Here is a 20,809-nt window from a genome sequence, read left to right on the forward strand (position 1 = left end):
TGTCGGTGACGATGCTTTGTTAGACATCAATGAAGGTGTTTTTCACGGGGTTGAATATGATTTGTGGGGCAGCCCGATGGTAGATTTTGCTGGAGATCCGATGTTCATTGATATTAGTCCTGACTTCGCTCCGCCTCCCAGTTCTGTTCCCGGTTATGTAACATTATTTGATGCACAATACGGCACAAACGAAGATATTAATATCGACCCATTGATGAATTGGGACGGTACATACAATGCCTGGAGTGGTTTAACTGGTGAGCCTTATCTTTACATCCCCAACGATCCGTTCTTTGCGGGTGATGATGCCTTATTAGACATCAATGAAGGTGCTTTTCACGGCGTTCAATATGATTTATGGGGCAGCCCAATGGTAGATTTTGCTGGAGATCCGATGTTTATTGATGCTAGTCCTGACTTTTTTGTGTGATGAGAGTGATCGTAGGAAACTTAAACTTGTAAATTCAAGTCAATTCAAGGGTAGAGAACATCTCTACCTTTTTTGTTGTTAAGAGATCGTTTGGCTAAAGTGAATGCGATCGCAAAAGAGTTTAATTTCGAGTTAAGACTGGGTTATAAGACCACTGATTAAGCTGAAGTTACCAATGCCACGACTTTCAATTGATTTTGATGAGGTTGGTGCATCAACATAACTGTTATGGTTAAATTAAGTAAAAATGTAGATAATTTGACGCATCCTAGTTTTATGATGAATTTTAATCAAAAACACGCGATTATTACGGGCGGTTCGAGTGGTATTGGTAAAGCAACGGCGAAGTTGTTGGCTGCATCGGGGGCGAATATAACAATTATTGCCCGTTCTTTGGAGAAATTAGAAACGGCAAAGGCTGAAATAGAAGCGGTTAAATTACAGTCGGAACAACGAGTTTTTACTCAAGTTGTAGATGTTTCTGATCGCATTAAAGTTGAGATAGCGATGGAGAATGCTGTTCAAGAAATGGGTGTTCCTGATATTTTGATGACATCGGCGGGAATTTCTATTCCCGGTTATTTTAAAGATGTACCGATAGAGATTTTTGAACAGACAATGGCGATTAATTATTTTGGATCTTTGTATGCGGTGCGGGCGGTTTTACCCTATATGGAACCGCAAAAAAAGGGGAATATTGTATTGATTTCTTCGGGGGCGGGATTGATTGGAATTTATGGTTATACGCCTTATTGTCCGTCAAAGTTTGCTTTGCGAGGGTTAGCAGAATCTTTGCGAGGTGAACTCAAACCGTTAGGAATTCAGGTGACTATTGTTTATCCGCCGGATACGGATACACCGCAGTTAGAAGCAGAAAATAGAACTAAACCACCGGAAACAAAACGAATTACTGAAACCGCGAAAATGTGGCAACCTGAAGATATTGCTCAGGAAATTTTAAACGGAATTAAAAATAATTCGTTTGCGATCGCACCGGGAATTGAAATGACGTTATTGAGTCGGTTACATAGTTTGTTGGCGCCGGGATTAAATTTGTATTTTGATCGAATTGTCACTCAAACTCGAACGAAAAGATGATATAATGGTAATACACTAATACCAAACTGACGTTTTAAGTTTAAGGGGTTTCTTGATTATGGTTGATCTTCAAGAACAAAATTGGATTAATCTGTTTGGGCAGTATGAGTCAGATAGTCCGGGTTGGTTTGGAACTTGGACAACTTATTCTCCAGAGAAAGAGGTTTTAAAAACCTTTCAAGGCGTGCGTTGTTTTCGAGCCAATGCCAATAAAACCGTTGTGACTCATACGAATAATTATACATATTCTGATGGTAGCACTTCCTCAAAAAGTTGGACGCTTGAAAAAGAATCTTGTAGTCAACCCGATGGGGTAATACATCCCGCACTTCCAAGCATGAGAGCGATTTATTTAAGTCCAGATGCAACGGCTGTTGTCAGTCAAAAACGAGAAAGCGATCTATCTTTAGGTGCTGAACTATTTTTTTATTACGAAGATCAGCGTACCAGTATCATTCCGATCTACAATGAACAAGGTCAACTGGAAAAAATTGTTCAAATTCGTGAGCAATGGGGTCATTTTCCTGAACATCCACCTACCGAAACAATTACTCAACTCTCAGGAAGTTGGAGGGGAGAAAAGCGAACAATCACACCCGATTTAAAATGTTCAGAACCGGAGAAAATAGAAGATTTTAGCTTCGATCAAACTTCAGATAAAAATAAATTAATGTCGCTACCCGATGGTTTCTTTTGTTATCCTCAAAAATCGATAAAACTGGGAGAACCATTTCAAATTAAAGCGGGTCAGCTCGTATCCGAACAGGAATACAAACAAATTACCGTTGAATATGACTATTCTGGAACTTTTGTCAGCTTAATTTTTGAAGTTTTACATCGTCAAAGCTAGTGTTTTTACAGGAGTTAGGGTTTATAAATCAGACTCAAATATTCTCGATAACTGCAAATTTTATCATCTCGAACATCAAAGGAAATGGCAACTTGATTTTGATAGGGTTTTCCGAACATTAAGCCTTCGGATTTTCCCTCAAAAACAACTGTTGTTTGATTAGAGGTCATTCGTTCGAGGGTGAATAATAAACCTTGACTAAAGACTTTCTCAGACACATAACGCAGAAATTCAGCCATGCGTTCTTTTCCTTCATTTAACCCTTGATAGGGGCCAGCCGGAAAGGAGAAGGTAAAGTCATCACTTAACATTTCTATGAATTTTTCCCATTCCCCTGTGGCTAAACCGTGACGAAAATGTTCAAAGGCTTGTTGAGCAATTTCTACAGTTTGCGGTGTTTCTGACATGGATAAAAACTAAAGATAATTGCTGTGATTATAGCCGATTTTACTGCTACAGTCCATCAATCTCTTCCTCAAGGATTCGCAAAATTCGAGCAATGTATTCGATTCGCCATTGTTCTCGTTGTTCGGAAATGCGTTCATCGGGTTGATAGTTTTCAATCTCTACTGTTGATAAAATTCCTTTTGTTTCTAACAGTCGTTCTACGGTATCAAGACGTTCACGCAAGACCGAAACTTCACCTGCTAATGCCATAATTATAGCTAACATTTTATCCTCTTGAGGATCATTGAGGTAAACAGGGCGCTGTCCTTTGGCTGTTTTTAGCATTTTATTTTCCTCTAATTGTTGTCTCTGATTCTTATTTTTGGGCGGCGATCACAAACCAAGTTGGACGGGTGCTAACGGGTGGTATTTTTTCAGTCAGAGAAACCTTTGGAGTTTTACAACTGTGTTTGAGAACAAAGGCTTCAGTTGTTTTTTCTGAAGAAAAACCTGCTTCTGTTACAATAGCTGTTAAATCTAAATCTCGCATTTCACTCCAAAAGGGTTCATTATTGTTCAGGGTTTGCCATTCGGAAATAAAGGCGGTATAAGCATCCATATGTTGATATAAGGGCGCATCTAGATGAATCATTATTCCCCCAGGTGACAACAACCGATAACATTCACCCATGACATTCTTAATGGCAGAAGTTGGAATTTCATGCAATAAAATATGAGAGACAATTAAATCAAATGAACCGTCTGGGAAGTTCGTATTTTCAGCATTTTGTTGAGAGAAATTAACTCGTTTATTTAAGGCTTCTGCCCGAGCGTGAGCATATTGTAACATGGGCGAACCAATATCAATCCCATGAATTTCTGCATCGGGATAAGTATCAACATAGGGCAGGGTACTATGGCCGACTGCACATCCCATATCCAGTATTTTTTGAGGTTTGAAATCAGGATAATTCGGCTTGAGATAATTTTCAATAACTGAATGACCCATATCATCATTCAGAGTTCCTAACCAACCGCGACCATAAACAAAAACACCCCGATCATACATGGCGCCGACTGCGAGGTCGTTTTCAATGATTTCAGTATGATATCCTCCAGGCATACAATGAATATCAACTTCGGTCATATAAGCCGGAATTTTGAAGTTTGGATCGAGAGTTAAAGACCCAATTTGATGGTCTATATTTTTGGCTTTTGTAATTAAATCAGGCAGTTGACGTTCCACACTTGAAGCAACCGACTCCCACATCATTTCCTGTTGAAATCGCTTTAAAATACTCCACCAGCGATAATAGGATTGATCTTGCATCGCCTGTAAAATATCATGGCGATTTTGGGGAGGATGTTGATGTTTTTGTTCAAAGTTTGGCTTGGCAACATTTTCATAAATTTTTTTATTGTTTGATGCCATTTGACGGTTAATATGAACAGATAGACTTTGCATGAAGTTTTGACGGGCTAACTCATCATGCGTCGTTTGGGGCATCATTGAGTGTTGAAATTGTGAGTTCATGGTTTAGGTGGTGTCAAAAAACAAAGAAGTTACTAGGGTCATAAATCCCCCCAATATTGGGAGTGTGTGAGTTCGATGAAAGGCTGATTGTTGGAAAATGCAGGCGTTAAAATGGGGTCTTGAGACTCAGACTGTCTCGAACTCCGATTCAGTGATTTTCTATTTAGATCTTCTTAAAGATTGGCTGTTGTTTGCTGTATGGGTTGATACGGTAATTTTTGAATGAAATCTGGTAAAATATCATCTAAATTTCAACGCCAAGTTTTTATTATGAATTATAAACAATCAAGAATTCAATCGCTAAAGTTCACTGAAATCTAGACAAATTTTGATAGAATGAACACCACAGGCGAGTTTTGAAAAGGTAAAGGACTGCTAAAACGTGGAAATAGATGATTTTTTGAGTGTTCCGCCGATTCCAGAGGATTGGGGCGGAGATGGTCAAAGTCGTATGAGTTTATCGGGGCGGCGAACCGCTATTTCTGATGAGTATAAACCTCGTGAGTATCTGTTATTTGATAGCAATTTAGTTTCCGAAGAAAACGACTGGAAAATTCCTGGAATGCCGGAAAATATAGCCCCTATAACCCGTCGTTTGTTGAGTTGGCATGATTGTGGGGCATCAACAGCTAAAGTCGTTTTCCCGCCTGAATTTACTGCCCCAGAAGGCATTTTTACAGCAGACTTAGAGATTTTTGTATTAACAGGTGAAGTTCAAGTTGGGGAATGGAAGCTACCCAAACATGGCTATTCTTTTATTCCGGCTGGTGTGAAAGTTGGGGAATGGAAAGTGTTAGGAAATCAACCCGTTGAACTCCTCTGGATGGAAAATGGGCCTGTTCCGTTGCAGTATAAATTCGCTGAAAATACGGTTCCAAATGCGAGAATTGGTGATTATATTCCCGCACTAGATACTAAACTTTTACCTTGGGCTACAACCAATACCGTTCAATTTGAGGTCGCCAAGAAAAAATGGTTAAGAAGAAATCAAAATAATAGTGGTGTTTGGTTGTTAGCAATTTTGCCTCACTATGATGGTCAATTTTCGATAATTCAAGCCTACAATGAAGATGATTATTGTCTATCTGGCTATTTGGATCTTGGAGATTATCGAGTTCAGAAAGATGGCTATTGTTACTGTCCTAGCTTTAGCCTTATTCCCCGTCATATTAGCGATGAAGGTTGCTTATTTTTCGTTAGGGTTGATCGAGATTTATCAAAACAGGGAACTGTAATTTCTTATAAAAATGATTAAAATTTAATCACAACTTTTCCACAATTTTTTCCCTTGAGTAAATAATCTACTGCCGAGGGAATCGATGCAATTCCTCTAAATTCTGTGGAATCAACGATGACTTGAATTTGATCGGATTCGAGTAAATTAAACAAGCGATTTCTGGCTTCTGCACTATGTTCTTGATAGAGTGGCATCAAAAATCCTCTGACTGAAGCCCCTTTCCAAAACAATTTTTCATAAATTCTAGGTTGATTGACAACTTCTAACTGTTCTGCATATTCAGAAATAAAACCAACAACAACTAAACGACCTCTAACCGCTAAATGATTAACAGAAATATCAAAAACTTTGCGACCAATACATTCAAAAACTAAGTTAATTCCTTTCGGATATTCTCGTTGAAGAACCTCGTTGATATCTTCTGTGCGATAATTAATTACTCTGTCGCAACCGAGTTTTTTCAGTAGGTTTGCTTTCATTTCTGAACCACAAGTTCCGATGACATGATTTCCCGCTAATTTTGCTAATTGAACGGCGATATGTCCTGTTCCTCCTGCGGCTGCGGTGACTAATATTGTCTCCTGAGTTGTCATTTCTCCCACTTTTTCTAGGGCGACTAAAGCTGAAATTCCAGTGGGAATTATTGTTAAGATTTCTGGGGTTGCTTGGGGAACTTTGATAGCGAGATTTCCATCAATCACTTGATATTCGCTATATCCACCCCCTCGAACTGTTGTAGCGACAGTATCCCCTATTTTAAAGGTTGTAATATTTTTACCAACTGCTATTACTTCTCCCACTGCTTCAACGCCGAGTTCAAAGGGTAGAGTGGGGTTAAAATAGGGGATTTTTCCTTGAGATAATAAAGTATCAAAACCCGCATTGACTCCAGCAAATTTATTTTGAATAATAATTTCATTTTCAGCAGGTTCACGTAGGGGAATAGTAATGATTTCAACAGCAGATTTAAAGTCACTACTGATTTTATTCGCGACCAATTTTTTGTAAGTTTGAGGGTTCATTTAATTTGACGCTTCATCTAAAAAGTTAATTACTGCTTCAGCAACTTCTTGATAAACTTGATTCATCATCCAAAGTGTACCGTTTTCAATCATAATCTCTTGACTGTGAGGAATGGCTTCTGATAACCAAGATTGATTTTCGGGTTTAGCTAAACCTACTTTTTCTAAGGGTTCTAACGCTTTATCTCCGGTTAAAACTAGAGTTTGAGATTTAATCTGTTTAAATCTTTCTTTCGCCAACAGACAGTATTTTCCTACAGCAACACCTGGATATATAGGAGAAGCGAAACATTTTAAATCATCAATCACACAGCGATGATTTAACTCTCCATTTCCCACATAGTTAACACGAGCAAGCCAACATTGCATTAAATGAGAACCATCTTCTTTTATTTGAAATCCAATTGAATATCTCTGCACGATTTTTTCCTGTTCTTCGGCATCAAACCCATGCACATTACAAAGGATTAATTGATTGATTCGTTCAGGATAAGTCGCTGCAAGTTCACCTGCAATATAACCGCCCGTTACACTTCCGAGAACATGACTTTTTTCGATTCCTAAGTGATCCCAAAGTTCAATCACATTTTTAACATAATCAGCAACAGAATATTCTCTAGGCGGTTTATCTGAATCTCCTAACCCCATTAAATCCATCGCAATGACTTGTCTTTTCTCAGCTAAAATCGGAATAAGTTCTCGAAATTCATCACTGCTTCGAGGGGTCATGTGTAGCAGTAAAATCGGTTCTCCTTCGCCAGCAATGCGGTAGAGAATTTGTCCGTCTTCTGTATCTAGATAAGCTCTTTTCACTTGTGATTTCATTATTGCTATTTTTCTGTTAAGAAGGTAATCTAATTTAAAATTATTACATTCGTTCTTCTTGAATCAAAGTCCGTTGATAAATTTGATGATTTTTGAACCATTGCCAGGTGCGGGCGCGATAATTATTGCAAGGGCTAATTTGAATCATTTCATAAATATAAGCATCCGGTACGCCTTTATAAGCCAACCATAAAATGAGAGTAGAGTCATCAGCTTCCCAAGCTTTCCCGGTAATACGTTCGGTATCAAAAATCAGTTTATTATCTTGATAGGTTGCTGGAAATTGATGTTCTTCTTGTTTGCCATTTTCCCACTGATAACGGTTAATTTGAAAATAGGAATAATCACCCGTTTGGGGAAATTGACAAGTTAAATGAGATTGATGTTCATCAATAATTTTCCCTTCGGTGTTAACGAGGGTATAAGTTCCTTTCCAGTCACCTTCATGGCGGGCTAAAATAGGCATTTGTTCGCGTAGGTTCACCCTAATTAATCCTCCTCTTTTCAAGTTGTGATTGAAGAATACCTAAGTTTAACAAAAGAATGATGATTTTTTTGATTTTTTAGAAACTTTTTAGTTTTGTTAATACCACCAGGGGTCTAAAACAGATTGTATTTTAGTTAACAGGGCTTTTTTACGGAAAAATCGCTGCATTGAAGCTGCCCCCATTCGTGAACCTCCCAAACCTGAACATTTAAACGAATTTTTTTCACCTTCATTAATTAAAGCAGTTAAAGCTGCATCATTAATACTAATTGCCCCGGCTTCTATCTGTTGAGCGATGTCTAATGCTTCTGTTTGTGAGCCTGCAAAAACGGCTGCACTCAAGCCATAAATGCTGTCATTAGCGAGTTGAATTGCTTCTTTGGGAGATGAAAAACTCATCACAGGCATCAGAGGCCCAAAGGTTTCTTCGGTCATTATTCTCATCCGATGATTAACCTGAGTTAACACCGTTGGACGACACCAAAATCCCCCATTTAATTCTTCAACTCTACCTCCAGTATTAATAATAGCACCTTTTTCAGTTGCATCTAACAAATGTTCAGCAATAATGGTTGCTTGTTTAGCTGAAATAATCGGCCCAATTTCACCGCTTTTAAGGTCAGGATAGTTGAGAGATAACTGATTGGCTTTTTCAACGAGTTTATTCACAAAAATATCCTGTATTGACTCAGCAACATAAATGCGTTCTATGGACAAACAAGACTGTCCGGCGTTAATCACAGAACCCCATAAAATAGCTGAGGTTGCTTGTTCTAAATCAGCAGACTCTAAAACAATAACAGGATCTTTTCCTCCCAATTCTAAAAACGCCGGAATCAACTGTTTAGCAGCTAATTCTGCAACTTTTTTGCCTGTTGAAACACTTCCGGTAAAACAAATCGCATCAACATTTTCAATGATGATTTTTCCGGTTTCTCCGGCTCCTTCAACATAAGCTAAAATTTGGTTTAACTGGTGAACAGACTGAATTGTTTTAACGAGTGGCTTAATAAATCGAGGGGTTATTTCACTGGGTTTAATCAGAACTGCACAGCCAGCTAATAATGCCGGAATTGCATCAATTAAAGACAGTAAAAAAGGAAAATTCCAAGGACTAATAACTCCAACCAAAGGATAAGGAACCAGTTGAGATTTAATCTGAATAAACGGAATCGCGGTAGTTTTTTCTTCTGTTAAACAAAGTTCTGGCGCGAGTTTACACCATCGATCTAAACTAGAAATAACACCATCAACTTCCATCACTGACTCTCTAATTCTTCCCGTATCTTCAACTAAGGCTTGAATTAAAGCTTGTTTTTCAGAAATAAGGGCTTGCTTCCACTGTTGTAAAACTTCGATTCTGTGATGAATATCTAAGCTTTTCCAATAGGTTTGAGCTTGTCGTAAATGATGACAATTTGCAGTAATTTGTGCCTCGCTGGGAGGCGTAATAAAATAGTCAATTTTTCCGGTTCGGGGATTGCAAACTTGAATTGTGTTGTCCATGTTTAAATAATTTCCTGTTGAATCAAGTGATTAATCGTTTGTTGCTGAGTTTTAATAAAATGTTGGCGTTCAATCTCTCCTTCTAACATGGTATTTGCGGGATAAAAATCAGTTTGTTGATAAGTTTCAGTATACAATCCTGAACGATGACGTGCTAACAAATTTTGAATTCCAGGGCGTTTGCGGTTGCGTCGGAGGGCGGCTAAATCAATTTCTGCAAAAGCTGCCATACTTTCTCCCGCTCCCGTTTCAGCCAGTAAAATACCTCGATAGTCGATAATTTTGGAACCGCCATCAGTTGAAGAACTGGGAAGCGGAGTGTTAATAATTCCTGCTGTATTCGCGGAGATAACATAAGCCATATTTTCCACAGCGCGAGACACTTTAGCTGCTTCTTTGGGGAGTCTAGCATCACCATAAATTTCTGAGGTTGGATGCAAGAAAATTTCAGCCCCTCGTGTTGCAAAAGTTCGAGCAAGTTCAGGAAATAATATTTCATCGGAAGCGATAGTTGCTAAATTGCCAATTTCTGTTTTTGCCACAGGAAAAACCCCAGCTAAACCATAACAATCTAGATATTTATCCCAAACATCATGGGGCGTAGGTGTGTACATAGAATTCAATCTTCGATACCGCAAAACCATTGTCCCCGATGGATTGAAAATAAAGCAGTTTTGAAAATATAAACCCGGAAAATTAGGATCAACTTCATAGGCATTTCCCGCCAGAAAGATCTTGAATTTTTGTGCAATTTCTGCTAATCTATCATAAATAGGATCATCCATTTCTAAACAGGCTTTCTGCGCCCAAATACCTAACGGTTCCCCCATCGGAAAACCTGTTAACCAATATTCAGGAAGTAACACCAAACGACAGTCTGAACCAATAAACGCTAAACTTGCGGCAATTTTCCCCCCCAAACTCTCCACAGCTTTCGTCATTATGCTTCGAGCTTCAGAAGGGTTACTCGCTCCATGAACCGCCTGACAAGTTAACTGAAGTGCTAAGGCTCGAAAAGATTCGGTTTCTGTTGGGTTTGCTGTCATAGGAAATAAGGCTTTGCTCATATTCGTTGTTAAAAGATGTTACATCATTCTTCTGAAATTAAACTACTTTTTTGAATTTTTTATCTCAGTTTTTTGATTGAGCTTTATAATTTTTTGTTAAGTAACTTATAGATAGTTGAGCAGTAATTTTACCTAGATTATGGCAGTTGATGAGGCACAAAAACACGGTTTCTCTCAAAACAAAAAGCCGGTTTCTCTCAAAACAAAAACCCGGTTTCATGGAGAAACCAGGTTTTTAGGGTGTTTTAAAGGTTAAATTTCCAACTTAAAACTTGATCACGCTTACTCTTGATTCATTTGGCGTTCAACGGTTTCTATCACCGCATTCAGTCCAGCTAGTCGAGTTTCGAGATCATCTCGCATCCACTTCAAAAATTGCAGTTTGCGCTCTTGATAAGCTTTCTGAGAACTCGATGAACTGTCCCAATTCCAGCAAGGATTGAAAAAAGGAAACATAGATACCTCTAAAATGACTCCATCTATATTTTGAAGCAAAAATCAAATAATGGGGGGTCTGAGGTTTAAATCTGTTGTTGAACTTGTTCGATGCTGAGATTGAGGGCTTCCGCCACCTGTTCAACGCTTAACCCCATCGCCAACAACCGAGGAATGGCATTTTTGCGCTCTTGTTCGGCTTGTTCAGCCCGTTCATCTCCTATTAACAACAAATTACCTTCGTTATCCCACCATCTTAACCACAATTGGTCTTGATTTTGATAGCGACCTTGCCACAATCCTAACTCTATTCCTAGAGGTGAAATTGGATAGTGATCGCGTTCATTGGGAGACATTTTTTGATAATAGCCGTTCCGATGAGTGTAAACTTCTAACTTACTATTATTGATTTCATAAATACCGTAATAGGGAATGCGGATAATTTGTTCATAAACCCAAAATTTTCCCGGTTTGGTCTTTTCTCCCGTTCGAGATAACGGTGTATTATCCCGTTCTTCGTCACCGTTTCCGCTCGCAAATTCTAAGGCAATGAGAGGAGCCATAAATTCCCGCCACAAGACATAAGAACGACGAATTTTACCATCAAGTTTAGGCGGAACATTGGGAACATAAAACCAGTCCGGCGCTTCCGCTCCTTTTTCGGGCGGGTCAGTTTCTCGCCAATAAATTCCACAGTCTTGACCGATGGTATATTGTCCGTCTGGATGAATTTTTTGTAAGATTGGGCCGATAGAATCTGTGAGTAAAATACTCTGGGGATGGTTATAAAAATTTTTTACAAATGTACCATCCGACTCGGGGAGTTGAGTATGGTCTGGGAAAGGGGATGGAAGTTCGATTTTTGAGGTTATCTCAGTCATAGAAATGCGACTGAATCCATTAAACTTTTCTCTATTTTAGCATAAAAAATCAAGATAATACAAAATTTAATTCATTGTTTTTTAGTCTTTCCATAGGGTCGTTTTAAATAACGTCCTTGGGGCGAACCGAGAATTTCTCCGTTGTGATAAATCAAATTTCCGCGAAGAAATGTACTTTTAACTCGTCCGGTTAATTCCATGCCTTCAAAGGGCGTATAACCCTGTTGAGACGGTGATTCATCCGCCCGAACGGTAAACGTTTCATTGGGATCAACTAACACCAAATCCGCATCATAACCAACAGCAATATCTCCTTTTTCTAACAATCCAAATCGTTGTGCAGGATTCCAACATAATAATTTAGCCATTTGATGATAAGGCATTCCGCGTTTATTTCCTTCGCTAAAAACCCCGGATAGTAAATATTCAGTTCCGCCAAAACCCGACTTCGCTAACCAAATATTGTCGGGGTTTTGTTGAGAAACTTTTTGTTCAGCAGAACAACAAGCATGATCGCTAACGATCCAATCAATTTGACCATTTAAAACCGCTTGCCATAAAAATTCTACATCCTCTCGTGGACGAATGGGAGGGTTAACTTTTGCCCATTTTCCTGTCGGTGCATCCACATCTAAAAGCAAATGTCCGACGGTGACTTCTCGACGGAAATTAATATGAGGAAATGTGGCTTGCATCATCAAAGCGGCTTCAATGGCTTTGCGGGAACTTAAGTGCAGTAAATTGATATTAATACAGTTAGTTTCATGGGCGAGATAGGAAGCAATACAAATCGCCAAACCTTCTGAATGAGGAGGACGAGCCGCACTATAAGCTTTCAGTCCAGTTAGGGTATTATCCTGTTGAACAATTTTGGTATAGGCGCTCAATATTTCCGCAATTTCACAGTGTAAACTCAAGCTGAGATAATCTTGACAATCGGGATATTTTTCGCGCATTTGAGTCAAACTTCGCATGATAAACTCAAAATGAGCCACGTCATAACGTTCTTCTTTATTGATCATTAAAAATAGATTTTGCTGATCGGATAAACCATGCAACCCATAACCACCATAGAACATAAAAACTTTAAACGAAGAAACCCCAAACTCTTCAAAGAGTTGCGGCATTTCTTCAATATGTTGGGCAGATATTGGGGCGATATGATAACCATAATCAACATAAAAATTACCCTCGGAAAGAGCTAATAATTTTGGAAAAAACTGATGGTAAGTTCCGCCTTGATTGAGATAATATTGACCGGTGCGAATATAGTTTAAACTACTTGTTACACCGCCCATTGCAGCCGCTTTACTCTCCGTAACAGCATCTTGGTTGAGCGGTTGATAAATTCCCACGTGCATATGAGCATCCACAACACCGGGAAAGGCTAAAAGGTGATTTCCATCAAATGTTTGTTGAGCGTCTTCAGGCTTGAGATTTGGCTCAATTTGCACAAACTTTCCATCTTTAATACCGAGATCAAGGGTTTCCACAGAGGGCTGATCAGGACGAACAACCCGAACATTTTTAATCAGTTGATCAAAGATCAAAGCTTTCGACATAATTTTCAGTGCAGAAATTTAGATATATAATACCTCAAACTGAAAAAACTATTCACTAATTTTGCTATTATTTTGAATAATTATTCATTTCTATTCTGAAAAATCCTCTGAAGGTTTTTCTTGTTTAAGCACAAAAGCAGTTAACCAAGGAGCGATTAAAAGAATCATTAACATTCGACTTAATTGAATCGCTAATACAAGGCTTGTATCCCCTCCTAGCTGAACAACGGTTGCAATCATCGCCTCTAATCCTCCCGGTGTCAATCCTAAAACAGCAGTCACCAGATCAACCTGTGTAAACTGATGAAATCCATATGCAATTCCTAAACAAAATAAAATCAGTGAAATCACTAACCCAATTTCAATCAATACCGCTTTTAAGAGTTTTCTAACTGTGCTGAAATTAAACTTTAGCCCGATTGAAAGTCCAACCAATAATAATCCCGTTTTAAATAGCCATTGAGGAACGAGGAAATAGTCAGGCAATGTCCAAAATCCAATCAAACCCACGATGAATGTTCCTAAAAATCCCGATGCAGGTAAGCGTAATTTCTCACCCCCCCAAATTCCGAGAAAACAGCAAACTGCTAAGATTAACAAATTCAAGAATAGAGGAACTGATGACGGGGTAGTGGTTAGGAATACGGCTGAGTTTAAGTTGATAGAATCAGCCGGAAATAAGAAGGTAACTAGACTGGGAACGATGAAAATAACCAATAACAAACGCAGATATTGAAATAAAGCAATTGCCACCGCATCAGCTCCCATTTCTTCTCCGATGGCAATAATACTCGATGCCAAACCCGGAATGAAAGATAACAACCCTGTGACTCGATTAATACCTGAAAAACGTGACAATAAATAACCGTGAAATAAGCTAATAACTCCAGTGATTACAATACAAAAGATTAAAGGAACAGCGTAGTTAGCAGCAATAACTAGAGTTTCTGGAGAAAAGCGTACTGCTGTTGCTAGACCTAAAAAGGCTTTCCCAAAAGTCATAAAATTCGCAGGTAAAGGCTTAGAATTCCCTGCAATGGCGGCATAAATAATCCCGACAACCATAGGCCCGAGTAACCAACCGACTGGAATATTAAGCCAGCTAAATAAAAAGCCTGCTGCAATGGCAAAAGCAAACTGCTGTGTGATTTGGTGACTATTTAACAAACTGGATAAAATAACCTGTTTTAATTGGATAGAATTCGTTTTACTATCTTGAGATTGAAATTGAGATAAAGCTAGAATTTTCCAAATCATAACTAACGACAGAGGATATATACTCTCAGCACAAAAACTTACGGCTTTGATTTTGATACAAATCTAGAAATCTGAGTTGATTGTTGAAAAAACTTGCTCAATATCCGAGACTCTCTCTAAATTTAGATGAGTCATCGATATTTGAAGATTTCCCAGGGTTGCTAGCCATCCACAGCGATCATCCCTATCAATCTATCATCTCTCTATCTTATCTAAAAAAGTGACTCTAAAATATACGATCTTCAGCGACAGAGATCAGTGTATCCTAAATTATAGAGATTTAACATTCCCCTATGTCTTCTAGAAATCAACTGAGAACACGACTAGAACAAACGGAAATTGTGGTGATTCCGGGTGTTTATGATTGTTTGAGTGCTAAAATTGCTGAACAGCTTGGCTTTGAAGTCGTCGCTACCAGTGGGTTTGGTATTGCTGCATCAACACTGGGTTTACCGGACTATGGTTTTCTCACCGCGACTGAAATGTTCTACAGTATTGGCAGAATTACTCAGTCTGTTAACATTCCGTTAATTGCTGACTTAGATACAGGTTATGGTAATGTTTTAAATGTCATCCGTACCGTGAAAGAAGCCGTAAATTTAGGGGTTTCTGGAATTCTTTTAGAAGACCAAGAATGGCCGAAAAAATGTGGTCATTTCGAGGGAAAACGAGTCATTTCTACCTGGGAACAAGTGTCTAAAATTAAAGCGGCGGTTGAGGCGAGAGGGGATAGCGGTTTAGTAATAATTGGACGGACAGATGCTCGCGCTCCCTTGGGTTTAGAAGAAGCAATTAACCGAGGTTTAGCTTATTTTGAAGCGGGGGCTGATGTGATTTTTATTGAAGCACCACAGTCTCAGGATGAATTGGTTAAAATTGCTGAAGCTTTACCTAATATTCCCTTAGTGGCGAATATCATTGAAGGGGGAAAAACACCTCAGTTATCCGCCCAGGAATTGCAACAGATGGGGTTTAAAATCGTGTTTTTTCCGTTAACGGGTTTGTTTACGGTAACTAAAGCCATGACGGACTGTTTGCGTCACTTGAAGGAAACTGGAACAACAGCCAATGTCGAAAATTTGGTCAGTTTTCAGCAGTTTGAGAAACTGATTGATGTCCCGAAATATCGTCAAATTGAACAGCAATTTTATAATCAAATCGATAAACAAGACTCGGTTTAATATGGATGTTACAGAATACCTGAACCGCATTCACTATCAAGGTTCTCTTGAACCTAATATTGAGACGCTTCATCAACTGCATTACTGTCATTTACTGACTGTTCCCTTTGAAAATTTCAGTATTCATCTCAACCAACCTATCAATCTGAATTTAGAAGCGTTATACCATAAAATAGTTCAACAACATCGAGGCGGATTTTGTTATGAACTCAACTCTTTATTTTCCTGGCTACTCCAACAACTTGGGTTTAAGGTGACTCTCCTTTCCGCTCAAGTTGCGCGAGAAGAGGGTGATTTTGGGCGAGAATTTGGTCATTTAACTCTACGGGTACAAGACAGGGATTTTTGGTTAGCCGATGTGGGTTTTGGAGACTCTTTTCTTTATCCGTTGAAGTTTGAAAGTTCAACTGAACAAATCCAAAACGGAGAAACTTATCAGCTTATTAATAATCAGAATAATTGGATATTCTATCATAAAAAAGAAGGAAATTATCAACCTAAATATTGTTTTACATTAACCCCGAGAAACTTAACCGATTTTCAAACCACTTGTGAATATAATCAAACCTCTCCTCAATCAATTTTTACTCAGCGTCGTATCTGTACAAAACCAACGCTAGAAGGTCGAGTTACATTGAGCGATAACCGATTAATTATCACTCAAAATGGTCAACGACAAGAACATATCATTGACACAGAAGCAGAGTATCATAAAATTTTACAAGATTATTTTGGGATTAACCTAGATCTTTCCTTCAAACATCAATTTTCCTAAAATTAAAAAATGCTCATCTTGATAAACATCTATCTTTTTATAGAGGTGAAGCATTAATTCTTAGGATAGCAGCCTTCCTATAGAATCTCAAAAACTCGATCAATCATTGATTTGGGTTGAACCTCCGCTAGCTGATGGGTTAAGAACATTGAGAATGAGGGTTAAGAGGAGATTATCTATTCAATCATTGCAGTGTGACTCGAAAAGATAGTGGTAAAATCGGGTGTAACTGAGATCTTGCACCATTCTCAACAGATCTGAGAAACCGGGTTTCTCAAGGAAAAATATAGGTTTTCAGCTAAGGGAAATTGCCAGAAACCCTGTTTCTGAGGCTGGTGCAAGATATGAGGTGTAATTCAGTTAGAAGGGACAAAGGCAGTTGTATAATCAAAGCCAGTCAATTGTATCATCGCGTACAATTTTTATTCTAATTGAATTTACTCAAAAAATCATACACTGACTGGAGGATTTATGTTTGAAGGATTGTTTAATCTACATCCTGATGCTGAAAACTTAGAAAATACAATTAAACCTCGCAAGGGTGTCATAATTGGTGCAGGTCAAGTTGGGATGGCTTGTGCCTATTCTATGCTAATTCAAGACTGTTTTGATGAACTTATCCTACAAGATATTGCAACCGAAAAAGTTGAAGGAGAAGTCATGGATTTATTACATGGCATTCCTTTTATTTCTCCAACTCGTGTTCAAGCTGGAAGCGTCGCTGATGTCGGGCGGGATGCAGATATTGTGATTATAACAGCAGGAGCCAGTCAAAGAGAAGGCGAAACTCGTCTAGATTTATTGCATCGTAACGTGAAAATTTTTAGGGGTTTAATTGGGGATGTGGTGAAATATTGTCCCAATGCTATTTTACTGATTGTCGCCAACCCCGTTGACATTATGACCTATGTGAGTTTGAAGCTTTCTGGTTTTCCCAGTTCCCGAGTATTGGGTTCAGGAACGGTACTCGATACCGCTCGTTTTCGGGCTTTACTCGCGAACCGATTAGATATTGATCCTCGCAGCGTTCATGCTTATATTGTTGGGGAACATGGTGATAGTGAAGTTCCCGTTTGGAGTACAGCAAATGTTGCCGGAATGAAAATCTGTGATGGCGACTGGAGTGGCAGTCCAGCCTGTGATTTAGAAGAGTTAAATGATATTTTCAAACAAGTGAAAAATGCCGCTTATGAGATTATCAAACGCAAAGGATACACGTCCTATGCGATTGGTTTAGCGGTGACGGAAATTGTCAAAGCGATTCTTCGCAATCAAAATCGGATTTTTACCGTTAGTACAAGAGTTGATAAAATGTACGGCTTATCCGAAGATCTTTGTATCAGTTTACCTTCAATTATCAATCGGGGAGGCGTGATGAAAGTGATGAATTTATCCCTCGCGGAAAACGAAGAAAAACTCCTACATAAATCTGCTCAAACTTTGCGAGAGTATATCGACCAACTGGATCTCTAAAAATTAACAATTTGACACCTAAAAACGGCTGATCTTGTTCTTGAGCTACTGAAAATAAAGATCGAGTCTCCCTGAATGGAGAACTTTCAATCAACCTTTAACTGCTAATAGATTAACAGCCATGAAACTACTCACCCACCGAACCAAAATTGTCGCAACGATTGGCCCTGCTAGTCGAGACCCCAACATCCTCAAACAAATGGCTTGTGCAGGAATGAGCGTCGCCCGATTAAATTTTTCTCATGGCAGCTATGAAGACCATGCAGAGACGATTAAAATGTTACGACAAGTTTCTCAAGACTTGGATATGCCCATAACATTATTGCAAGATTTACAAGGGCCGAAAATTCGAGTCGGTCAGTTACCCGATGATGCGATTGAACTGATAACAGGTGAATACCTCACTTTAGTTCCTGTCGAGGAATATGACAATCAACCTCATACTGTTTCGATTGATTATCCCTACTTAGCAGAAGAAGCAGAACCCGGAGCGCAAATTTTGCTTGATGATGGATTATTAGAATTAAGAATTGAGGCAATATCGGGAAATGCCGTTAAATGTAAAGTGATTGAAGGTGGCTTTCTCAAAAGTCGTAAAGGTGTTAATTTGCCCAGTTTAATCTTGCAACTACCTTCGATGACGGAAAAGGATATGCAGGATTTAGAATTTGGTTTATCTCAAGGCATAGATTGGGTGTCTCTGAGTTTTGTCCGTCGGGCTGAAGATGTCCGCAATCTCAAAGAATTTCTCGCTCAACGGGGTGCAGGGAAGATTCCCGTGATGGCAAAAATTGAGAAGCCCCAAGCTATTGCGAACCTAGAAGCGATTATCAATGAATGTGACGGTTTGATGGTTGCCCGAGGTGATTTAGGTGTAGAAATGAGTCCCGAAAGAGTCCCGTTGTTGCAAAAACAGATTATTAGACTCTGCAACCAAAAAGGAATTCCGGTGATTACTGCAACCCAAATGCTAGAAAGCATGATTAATAATCCCCGTCCGACTCGTGCAGAAGCGTCTGATGTCGCTAATGCGATTATTGACGGTACGGATGCGGTGATGTTGTCGGGAGAGTCCGCCGTTGGTCATTTTCCCGTTAAAGCGGTGGCAATGCTGTCTAAAATTGCTTCTGATGTCGAACCGGAATTGAAATTTATTAACTATCCTCCCGCCGAGTCCGACGAAACCCATGCGTTGAGTGAAGCGTTGAATACGATTGATAAAATTCTGCCCTTGAAATGTATTGTTGCTTATACCAGCACAGGCTATACGGCTGAACTCGCCGCCGCCGAACGACCCAAAGCCCCTGTTGTCGCGTTTACACCTGATTCCAAAACCTACCATCGTTTAAATCTAGTTTGGGGTGTAAGACCGATTTTACTCGCCCATGAAGTGGGTTCTTTTGAAGGATTAATCGATCAAGCCGAGAGCTTGCTGTTAGAACGTCAGTTAGTCAGTACAGGCGATCAAATTCTCGTTGTTGCAGGAATTCCGACTAAGCATCCGCGAGGAACGAATTTCCTGAAAATTCATCGGATTGAAAGCTAAAATTTAAGGTAGCGGGAGAATTGCTCCAAATGAAGTTCTTCCGCTCCAATATTCTAAAATATCCTATGATATTTAGTATTTTTTGTGATATAATCTATTTCCTATAGATTAAGTTTAAAGATCTATTCTTCATTTTCTTCAGGCTTCATCTGGCGAACTGTCTCTAAAACAGAACCCACAGCAAACCCCATCGCCGCTCCCGCCATTGCATACTGACTCGGTGCTTTTGAGCGAGAGTAACCCACCTCACTGCTGCCAATAATGTAATCACAGCATTGATATCTGTCCTGGTGTAACTTAGAAACGGCTAACCCAAACACCGACCCCAGCAAAGCCATCATAATCCCCGAAAACAGAATAAGCCTGGTGTTCATTGCCTGTTACCCCCGTTCTGACTCAGATATAGATTTTTTGTTTAGTCTCTATCTCCGTTTTACCAAAGGTTTGACCATTTACAAAGATTATTTTACGAAAGTTAAAACAAACTCTGAAAATCAAAAACCAGATTAAGTCAAAAGGAAAGAAGCCAGTAAAAGCAAAATAGTGACCACAAATAGAATATGATTAATCCAATCATCGCTAGACCAATTTTTAAACATTTTCGCTTTCCTCTTCTACAAGTAATACATTAGAAGTTACATCACATTGCATCAACCGTGCCAAAAAATAAACAGCCATCTTCGCCCCATAAGCTGAACGCCACCAGTTAGAAGGATGACAACCCAAGGGAGCCGATACACTAAAATCTAACTGATCATAGGATAACCATTTATTATTAGCACGCCATCCCATGCGATCGCCAACTCGTTCTAAGATAGCTAAATCAATATTAGAAATATCATCCGTTCCCCCTTCACTGACATAAATTTGTTGTTGCAAGCTAAACCCAAAGCGATCGCCACTATATTGACGCCAAAGTTTATCCAGCAAGCGTAAACTACTACAGGGAAACTGAATCACATCTTCTGGCGTAATATTATCATGGTTGCTTTGCCCGGCAATTTCCAACATCACTTTTGTGGTTTCGAGATCCGCTTCTTTCCACTGTTGCGCCGCTAACAAATCCCGTAATTTTCCATAACGGTAAACATCACTCAACAGCAACAATACATTATTCAACTGTTGTTCTAACTGTTCTACCCGCTCAGATAAACGGACAACAGTTGATTCAGTTAAATCTGACTGAACCGAATCTTCAGGGGATGAAAGTTGTTCTTTGTCTGTCATAAAAATAATTACAGATGATTGATCCTGTG

At 39.1% G+C, this 20,809-nt stretch carries 22 protein-coding genes; 8 read left to right on the top strand and 14 right to left on the bottom strand.

Annotated features, from left to right (window positions below; genetic code table 11):
• From VB836_RS18195 to VB836_RS18205, 3 genes are all read left to right on the top strand, one after another.
• Positions 1 to 430 (top strand): hypothetical protein (locus tag VB836_RS18195; RefSeq protein WP_323221306.1); only part of this gene is annotated, 430 nt, incomplete at its 5' end.
• Between the two features lie 228 nt (positions 431 to 658).
• On the top strand, positions 659 to 1,528 hold the full coding sequence (locus VB836_RS18200) for an SDR family oxidoreductase (protein ID WP_323221308.1): 870 nt from the start codon (positions 659 to 661) through the stop codon (positions 1,526 to 1,528).
• 58 nt (positions 1,529 to 1,586) lie between these two features.
• A complete protein-coding gene (locus tag VB836_RS18205) occupies positions 1,587 to 2,378 on the top strand; it encodes a DUF3598 family protein (protein WP_323221310.1) in 792 nt (263 codons plus the stop codon).
• Between the two features lie 14 nt (positions 2,379 to 2,392).
• On the opposite strand, the gene VB836_RS18210 is transcribed toward VB836_RS18205, so the two are convergent.
• Genes VB836_RS18210 through VB836_RS18220 form a run of 3 tightly spaced genes read right to left on the bottom strand, consistent with a single transcriptional unit; the run spans position 2,393 to position 4,299 of the window.
• Positions 2,393 to 2,785: a nuclear transport factor 2 family protein gene (locus VB836_RS18210; RefSeq protein WP_046276727.1), complete on the bottom strand. Its 393-nt coding sequence runs from the start codon at positions 2,783 to 2,785 to the stop codon at positions 2,393 to 2,395.
• Between the two features lie 46 nt (positions 2,786 to 2,831).
• Positions 2,832 to 3,110 (bottom strand): hypothetical protein, encoded by a 279-nt coding sequence (locus VB836_RS18215; RefSeq protein WP_046276726.1) that lies wholly within the window; start codon positions 3,108 to 3,110, stop codon positions 2,832 to 2,834.
• Positions 3,111 to 3,141: 31 nt separating this feature from the next.
• Positions 3,142 to 4,299, bottom strand: coding sequence for a class I SAM-dependent methyltransferase (locus VB836_RS18220; RefSeq protein WP_323221312.1), 1,158 nt, complete (start codon positions 4,297 to 4,299; stop codon positions 3,142 to 3,144).
• 382 nt (positions 4,300 to 4,681) lie between these two features.
• Between VB836_RS18220 and VB836_RS18225 the strand changes: the two genes are divergently transcribed.
• Complete coding sequence (locus VB836_RS18225; RefSeq protein WP_323221314.1) at positions 4,682 to 5,554, top strand: DUF4437 domain-containing protein; 873 nt, start codon at positions 4,682 to 4,684, stop codon at positions 5,552 to 5,554.
• On the opposite strand, the gene VB836_RS18230 is transcribed toward VB836_RS18225, so the two are convergent.
• The 9 genes from VB836_RS18230 to VB836_RS18270 form a co-directional block, all read right to left on the bottom strand.
• A complete protein-coding gene (locus tag VB836_RS18230) occupies positions 5,551 to 6,558 on the bottom strand; it encodes a zinc-binding dehydrogenase (protein WP_323221316.1) in 1,008 nt (335 codons plus the stop codon). The two genes, VB836_RS18225 and VB836_RS18230, sit on opposite strands and share 4 nt — an antisense overlap.
• Positions 6,559 to 7,383 carry an alpha/beta fold hydrolase gene (locus VB836_RS18235; RefSeq protein ID WP_323221318.1) on the bottom strand — a complete coding sequence of 275 codons (825 nt, stop codon included), beginning with the start codon at positions 7,381 to 7,383 and terminating at the stop codon, positions 6,559 to 6,561. It lies immediately after the preceding gene.
• Positions 7,384 to 7,426: 43 nt separating this feature from the next.
• Complete coding sequence (locus VB836_RS18240; protein ID WP_323221320.1) at positions 7,427 to 7,867, bottom strand: DUF3598 family protein; 441 nt, start codon at positions 7,865 to 7,867, stop codon at positions 7,427 to 7,429.
• Positions 7,868 to 7,966: 99 nt separating this feature from the next.
• Entirely contained in the window at positions 7,967 to 9,376 is a 1,410-nt protein-coding gene (locus tag VB836_RS18245) for an aldehyde dehydrogenase family protein (protein ID WP_323221322.1), read from the bottom strand.
• Positions 9,377 to 9,378: 2 nt separating this feature from the next.
• On the bottom strand, positions 9,379 to 10,443 hold the full coding sequence (locus VB836_RS18250) for a nitrilase-related carbon-nitrogen hydrolase (RefSeq protein WP_323221324.1): 1,065 nt from the start codon (positions 10,441 to 10,443) through the stop codon (positions 9,379 to 9,381).
• Between the two features lie 282 nt (positions 10,444 to 10,725).
• The gene (locus tag VB836_RS18255; RefSeq protein WP_323221326.1) at positions 10,726 to 10,899 is read right to left on the bottom strand and encodes a hypothetical protein; all 174 of its coding nucleotides are present in this window, start codon (positions 10,897 to 10,899) and stop codon (positions 10,726 to 10,728) included.
• A 65-nt stretch (positions 10,900 to 10,964) separates the two neighbouring features.
• Entirely contained in the window at positions 10,965 to 11,759 is a 795-nt protein-coding gene (locus VB836_RS18260) for a Uma2 family endonuclease (RefSeq protein ID WP_323221328.1), read from the bottom strand.
• 71 nt (positions 11,760 to 11,830) lie between these two features.
• Positions 11,831 to 13,321, bottom strand: a complete 1,491-nt coding sequence (locus tag VB836_RS18265) for a dihydroorotase (protein WP_323221330.1) — start codon at positions 13,319 to 13,321, stop codon at positions 11,831 to 11,833.
• 90 nt (positions 13,322 to 13,411) lie between these two features.
• Positions 13,412 to 14,578, bottom strand: a complete 1,167-nt coding sequence (locus tag VB836_RS18270) for an AbrB family transcriptional regulator (RefSeq protein ID WP_323221332.1) — start codon at positions 14,576 to 14,578, stop codon at positions 13,412 to 13,414.
• A gap of 293 nt (positions 14,579 to 14,871) precedes the next feature.
• Between VB836_RS18270 and VB836_RS18275 the strand changes: the two genes are divergently transcribed.
• The 4 genes from VB836_RS18275 to pyk all read left to right on the top strand — a co-directional run bounded on the left by VB836_RS18275 (position 14,872) and on the right by pyk (position 19,553).
• Positions 14,872 to 15,759: an isocitrate lyase/PEP mutase family protein gene (locus VB836_RS18275; RefSeq protein WP_323221334.1), complete on the top strand. Its 888-nt coding sequence runs from the start codon at positions 14,872 to 14,874 to the stop codon at positions 15,757 to 15,759.
• Position 15,760: 1 nt separating this feature from the next.
• Complete coding sequence (locus tag VB836_RS18280) at positions 15,761 to 16,534, top strand: arylamine N-acetyltransferase family protein (protein ID WP_323221336.1); 774 nt, start codon at positions 15,761 to 15,763, stop codon at positions 16,532 to 16,534.
• A 471-nt stretch (positions 16,535 to 17,005) separates the two neighbouring features.
• A complete protein-coding gene (locus VB836_RS18285) occupies positions 17,006 to 18,007 on the top strand; it encodes an L-lactate dehydrogenase (RefSeq protein WP_323221338.1) in 1,002 nt (333 codons plus the stop codon).
• 121 nt (positions 18,008 to 18,128) lie between these two features.
• The gene (gene pyk / locus VB836_RS18290) at positions 18,129 to 19,553 is read left to right on the top strand and encodes a pyruvate kinase (protein WP_323221340.1); all 1,425 of its coding nucleotides are present in this window, start codon (positions 18,129 to 18,131) and stop codon (positions 19,551 to 19,553) included.
• A gap of 122 nt (positions 19,554 to 19,675) precedes the next feature.
• On the opposite strand, the gene VB836_RS18295 is transcribed toward pyk, so the two are convergent.
• Together VB836_RS18295 and VB836_RS18300 are read right to left on the bottom strand one after the other, a co-directional pair.
• Positions 19,676 to 19,927, bottom strand: coding sequence for a hypothetical protein (locus VB836_RS18295; RefSeq protein WP_323221342.1), 252 nt, complete (start codon positions 19,925 to 19,927; stop codon positions 19,676 to 19,678).
• A 217-nt stretch (positions 19,928 to 20,144) separates the two neighbouring features.
• Positions 20,145 to 20,780, bottom strand: a complete 636-nt coding sequence (locus VB836_RS18300; RefSeq protein ID WP_046279596.1) for a GUN4 domain-containing protein — start codon at positions 20,778 to 20,780, stop codon at positions 20,145 to 20,147.
• Positions 20,781 to 20,809 lie beyond the last annotated feature (29 nt).

The organism is Limnoraphis robusta BA-68 BA1, assembly GCF_034932365.1.
Taxonomy (GTDB): Bacteria; Cyanobacteriota; Cyanobacteriia; order Cyanobacteriales; family Microcoleaceae; genus Capilliphycus; species Capilliphycus robustus.

Bases quoted from the DNA above. Each gene is read 5' to 3' on its own strand.
- VB836_RS18200 (WP_323221308.1), top strand. From the start codon at position 659: ATGGTTAAATTAAGTAAAAATGTAGATAATTTGACGCATCCTAGTTTT.
- VB836_RS18205 (WP_323221310.1), top strand. From the start codon at position 1,587: ATGGTTGATCTTCAAGAACAAAATTGGATTAATCTGTTTGGGCAGTAT.
- VB836_RS18210 (WP_046276727.1), bottom strand. From the start codon at position 2,785: ATGTCAGAAACACCGCAAACTGTAGAAATTGCTCAACAAGCCTTTGAA.
- VB836_RS18215 (WP_046276726.1), bottom strand. From the start codon at position 3,110: ATGCTAAAAACAGCCAAAGGACAGCGCCCTGTTTACCTCAATGATCCT.
- VB836_RS18220 (WP_323221312.1), bottom strand. From the start codon at position 4,299: ATGAACTCACAATTTCAACACTCAATGATGCCCCAAACGACGCATGAT.
- VB836_RS18230 (WP_323221316.1), bottom strand. From the start codon at position 6,558: ATGAACCCTCAAACTTACAAAAAATTGGTCGCGAATAAAATCAGTAGT.
- VB836_RS18235 (WP_323221318.1), bottom strand. From the start codon at position 7,383: ATGAAATCACAAGTGAAAAGAGCTTATCTAGATACAGAAGACGGACAA.
- VB836_RS18245 (WP_323221322.1), bottom strand. From the start codon at position 9,376: ATGGACAACACAATTCAAGTTTGCAATCCCCGAACCGGAAAAATTGAC.
- VB836_RS18250 (WP_323221324.1), bottom strand. From the start codon at position 10,443: ATGAGCAAAGCCTTATTTCCTATGACAGCAAACCCAACAGAAACCGAA.
- VB836_RS18255 (WP_323221326.1), bottom strand. From the start codon at position 10,899: ATGTTTCCTTTTTTCAATCCTTGCTGGAATTGGGACAGTTCATCGAGT.
- VB836_RS18260 (WP_323221328.1), bottom strand. From the start codon at position 11,759: ATGACTGAGATAACCTCAAAAATCGAACTTCCATCCCCTTTCCCAGAC.
- VB836_RS18265 (WP_323221330.1), bottom strand. From the start codon at position 13,321: ATGTCGAAAGCTTTGATCTTTGATCAACTGATTAAAAATGTTCGGGTT.
- VB836_RS18270 (WP_323221332.1), bottom strand. From the start codon at position 14,578: ATGATTTGGAAAATTCTAGCTTTATCTCAATTTCAATCTCAAGATAGT.
- VB836_RS18275 (WP_323221334.1), top strand. From the start codon at position 14,872: ATGTCTTCTAGAAATCAACTGAGAACACGACTAGAACAAACGGAAATT.
- VB836_RS18280 (WP_323221336.1), top strand. From the start codon at position 15,761: ATGGATGTTACAGAATACCTGAACCGCATTCACTATCAAGGTTCTCTT.
- VB836_RS18285 (WP_323221338.1), top strand. From the start codon at position 17,006: ATGTTTGAAGGATTGTTTAATCTACATCCTGATGCTGAAAACTTAGAA.
- pyk (WP_323221340.1), top strand. From the start codon at position 18,129: ATGAAACTACTCACCCACCGAACCAAAATTGTCGCAACGATTGGCCCT.
- VB836_RS18295 (WP_323221342.1), bottom strand. From the start codon at position 19,927: ATGAACACCAGGCTTATTCTGTTTTCGGGGATTATGATGGCTTTGCTG.
- VB836_RS18300 (WP_046279596.1), bottom strand. From the start codon at position 20,780: ATGACAGACAAAGAACAACTTTCATCCCCTGAAGATTCGGTTCAGTCA.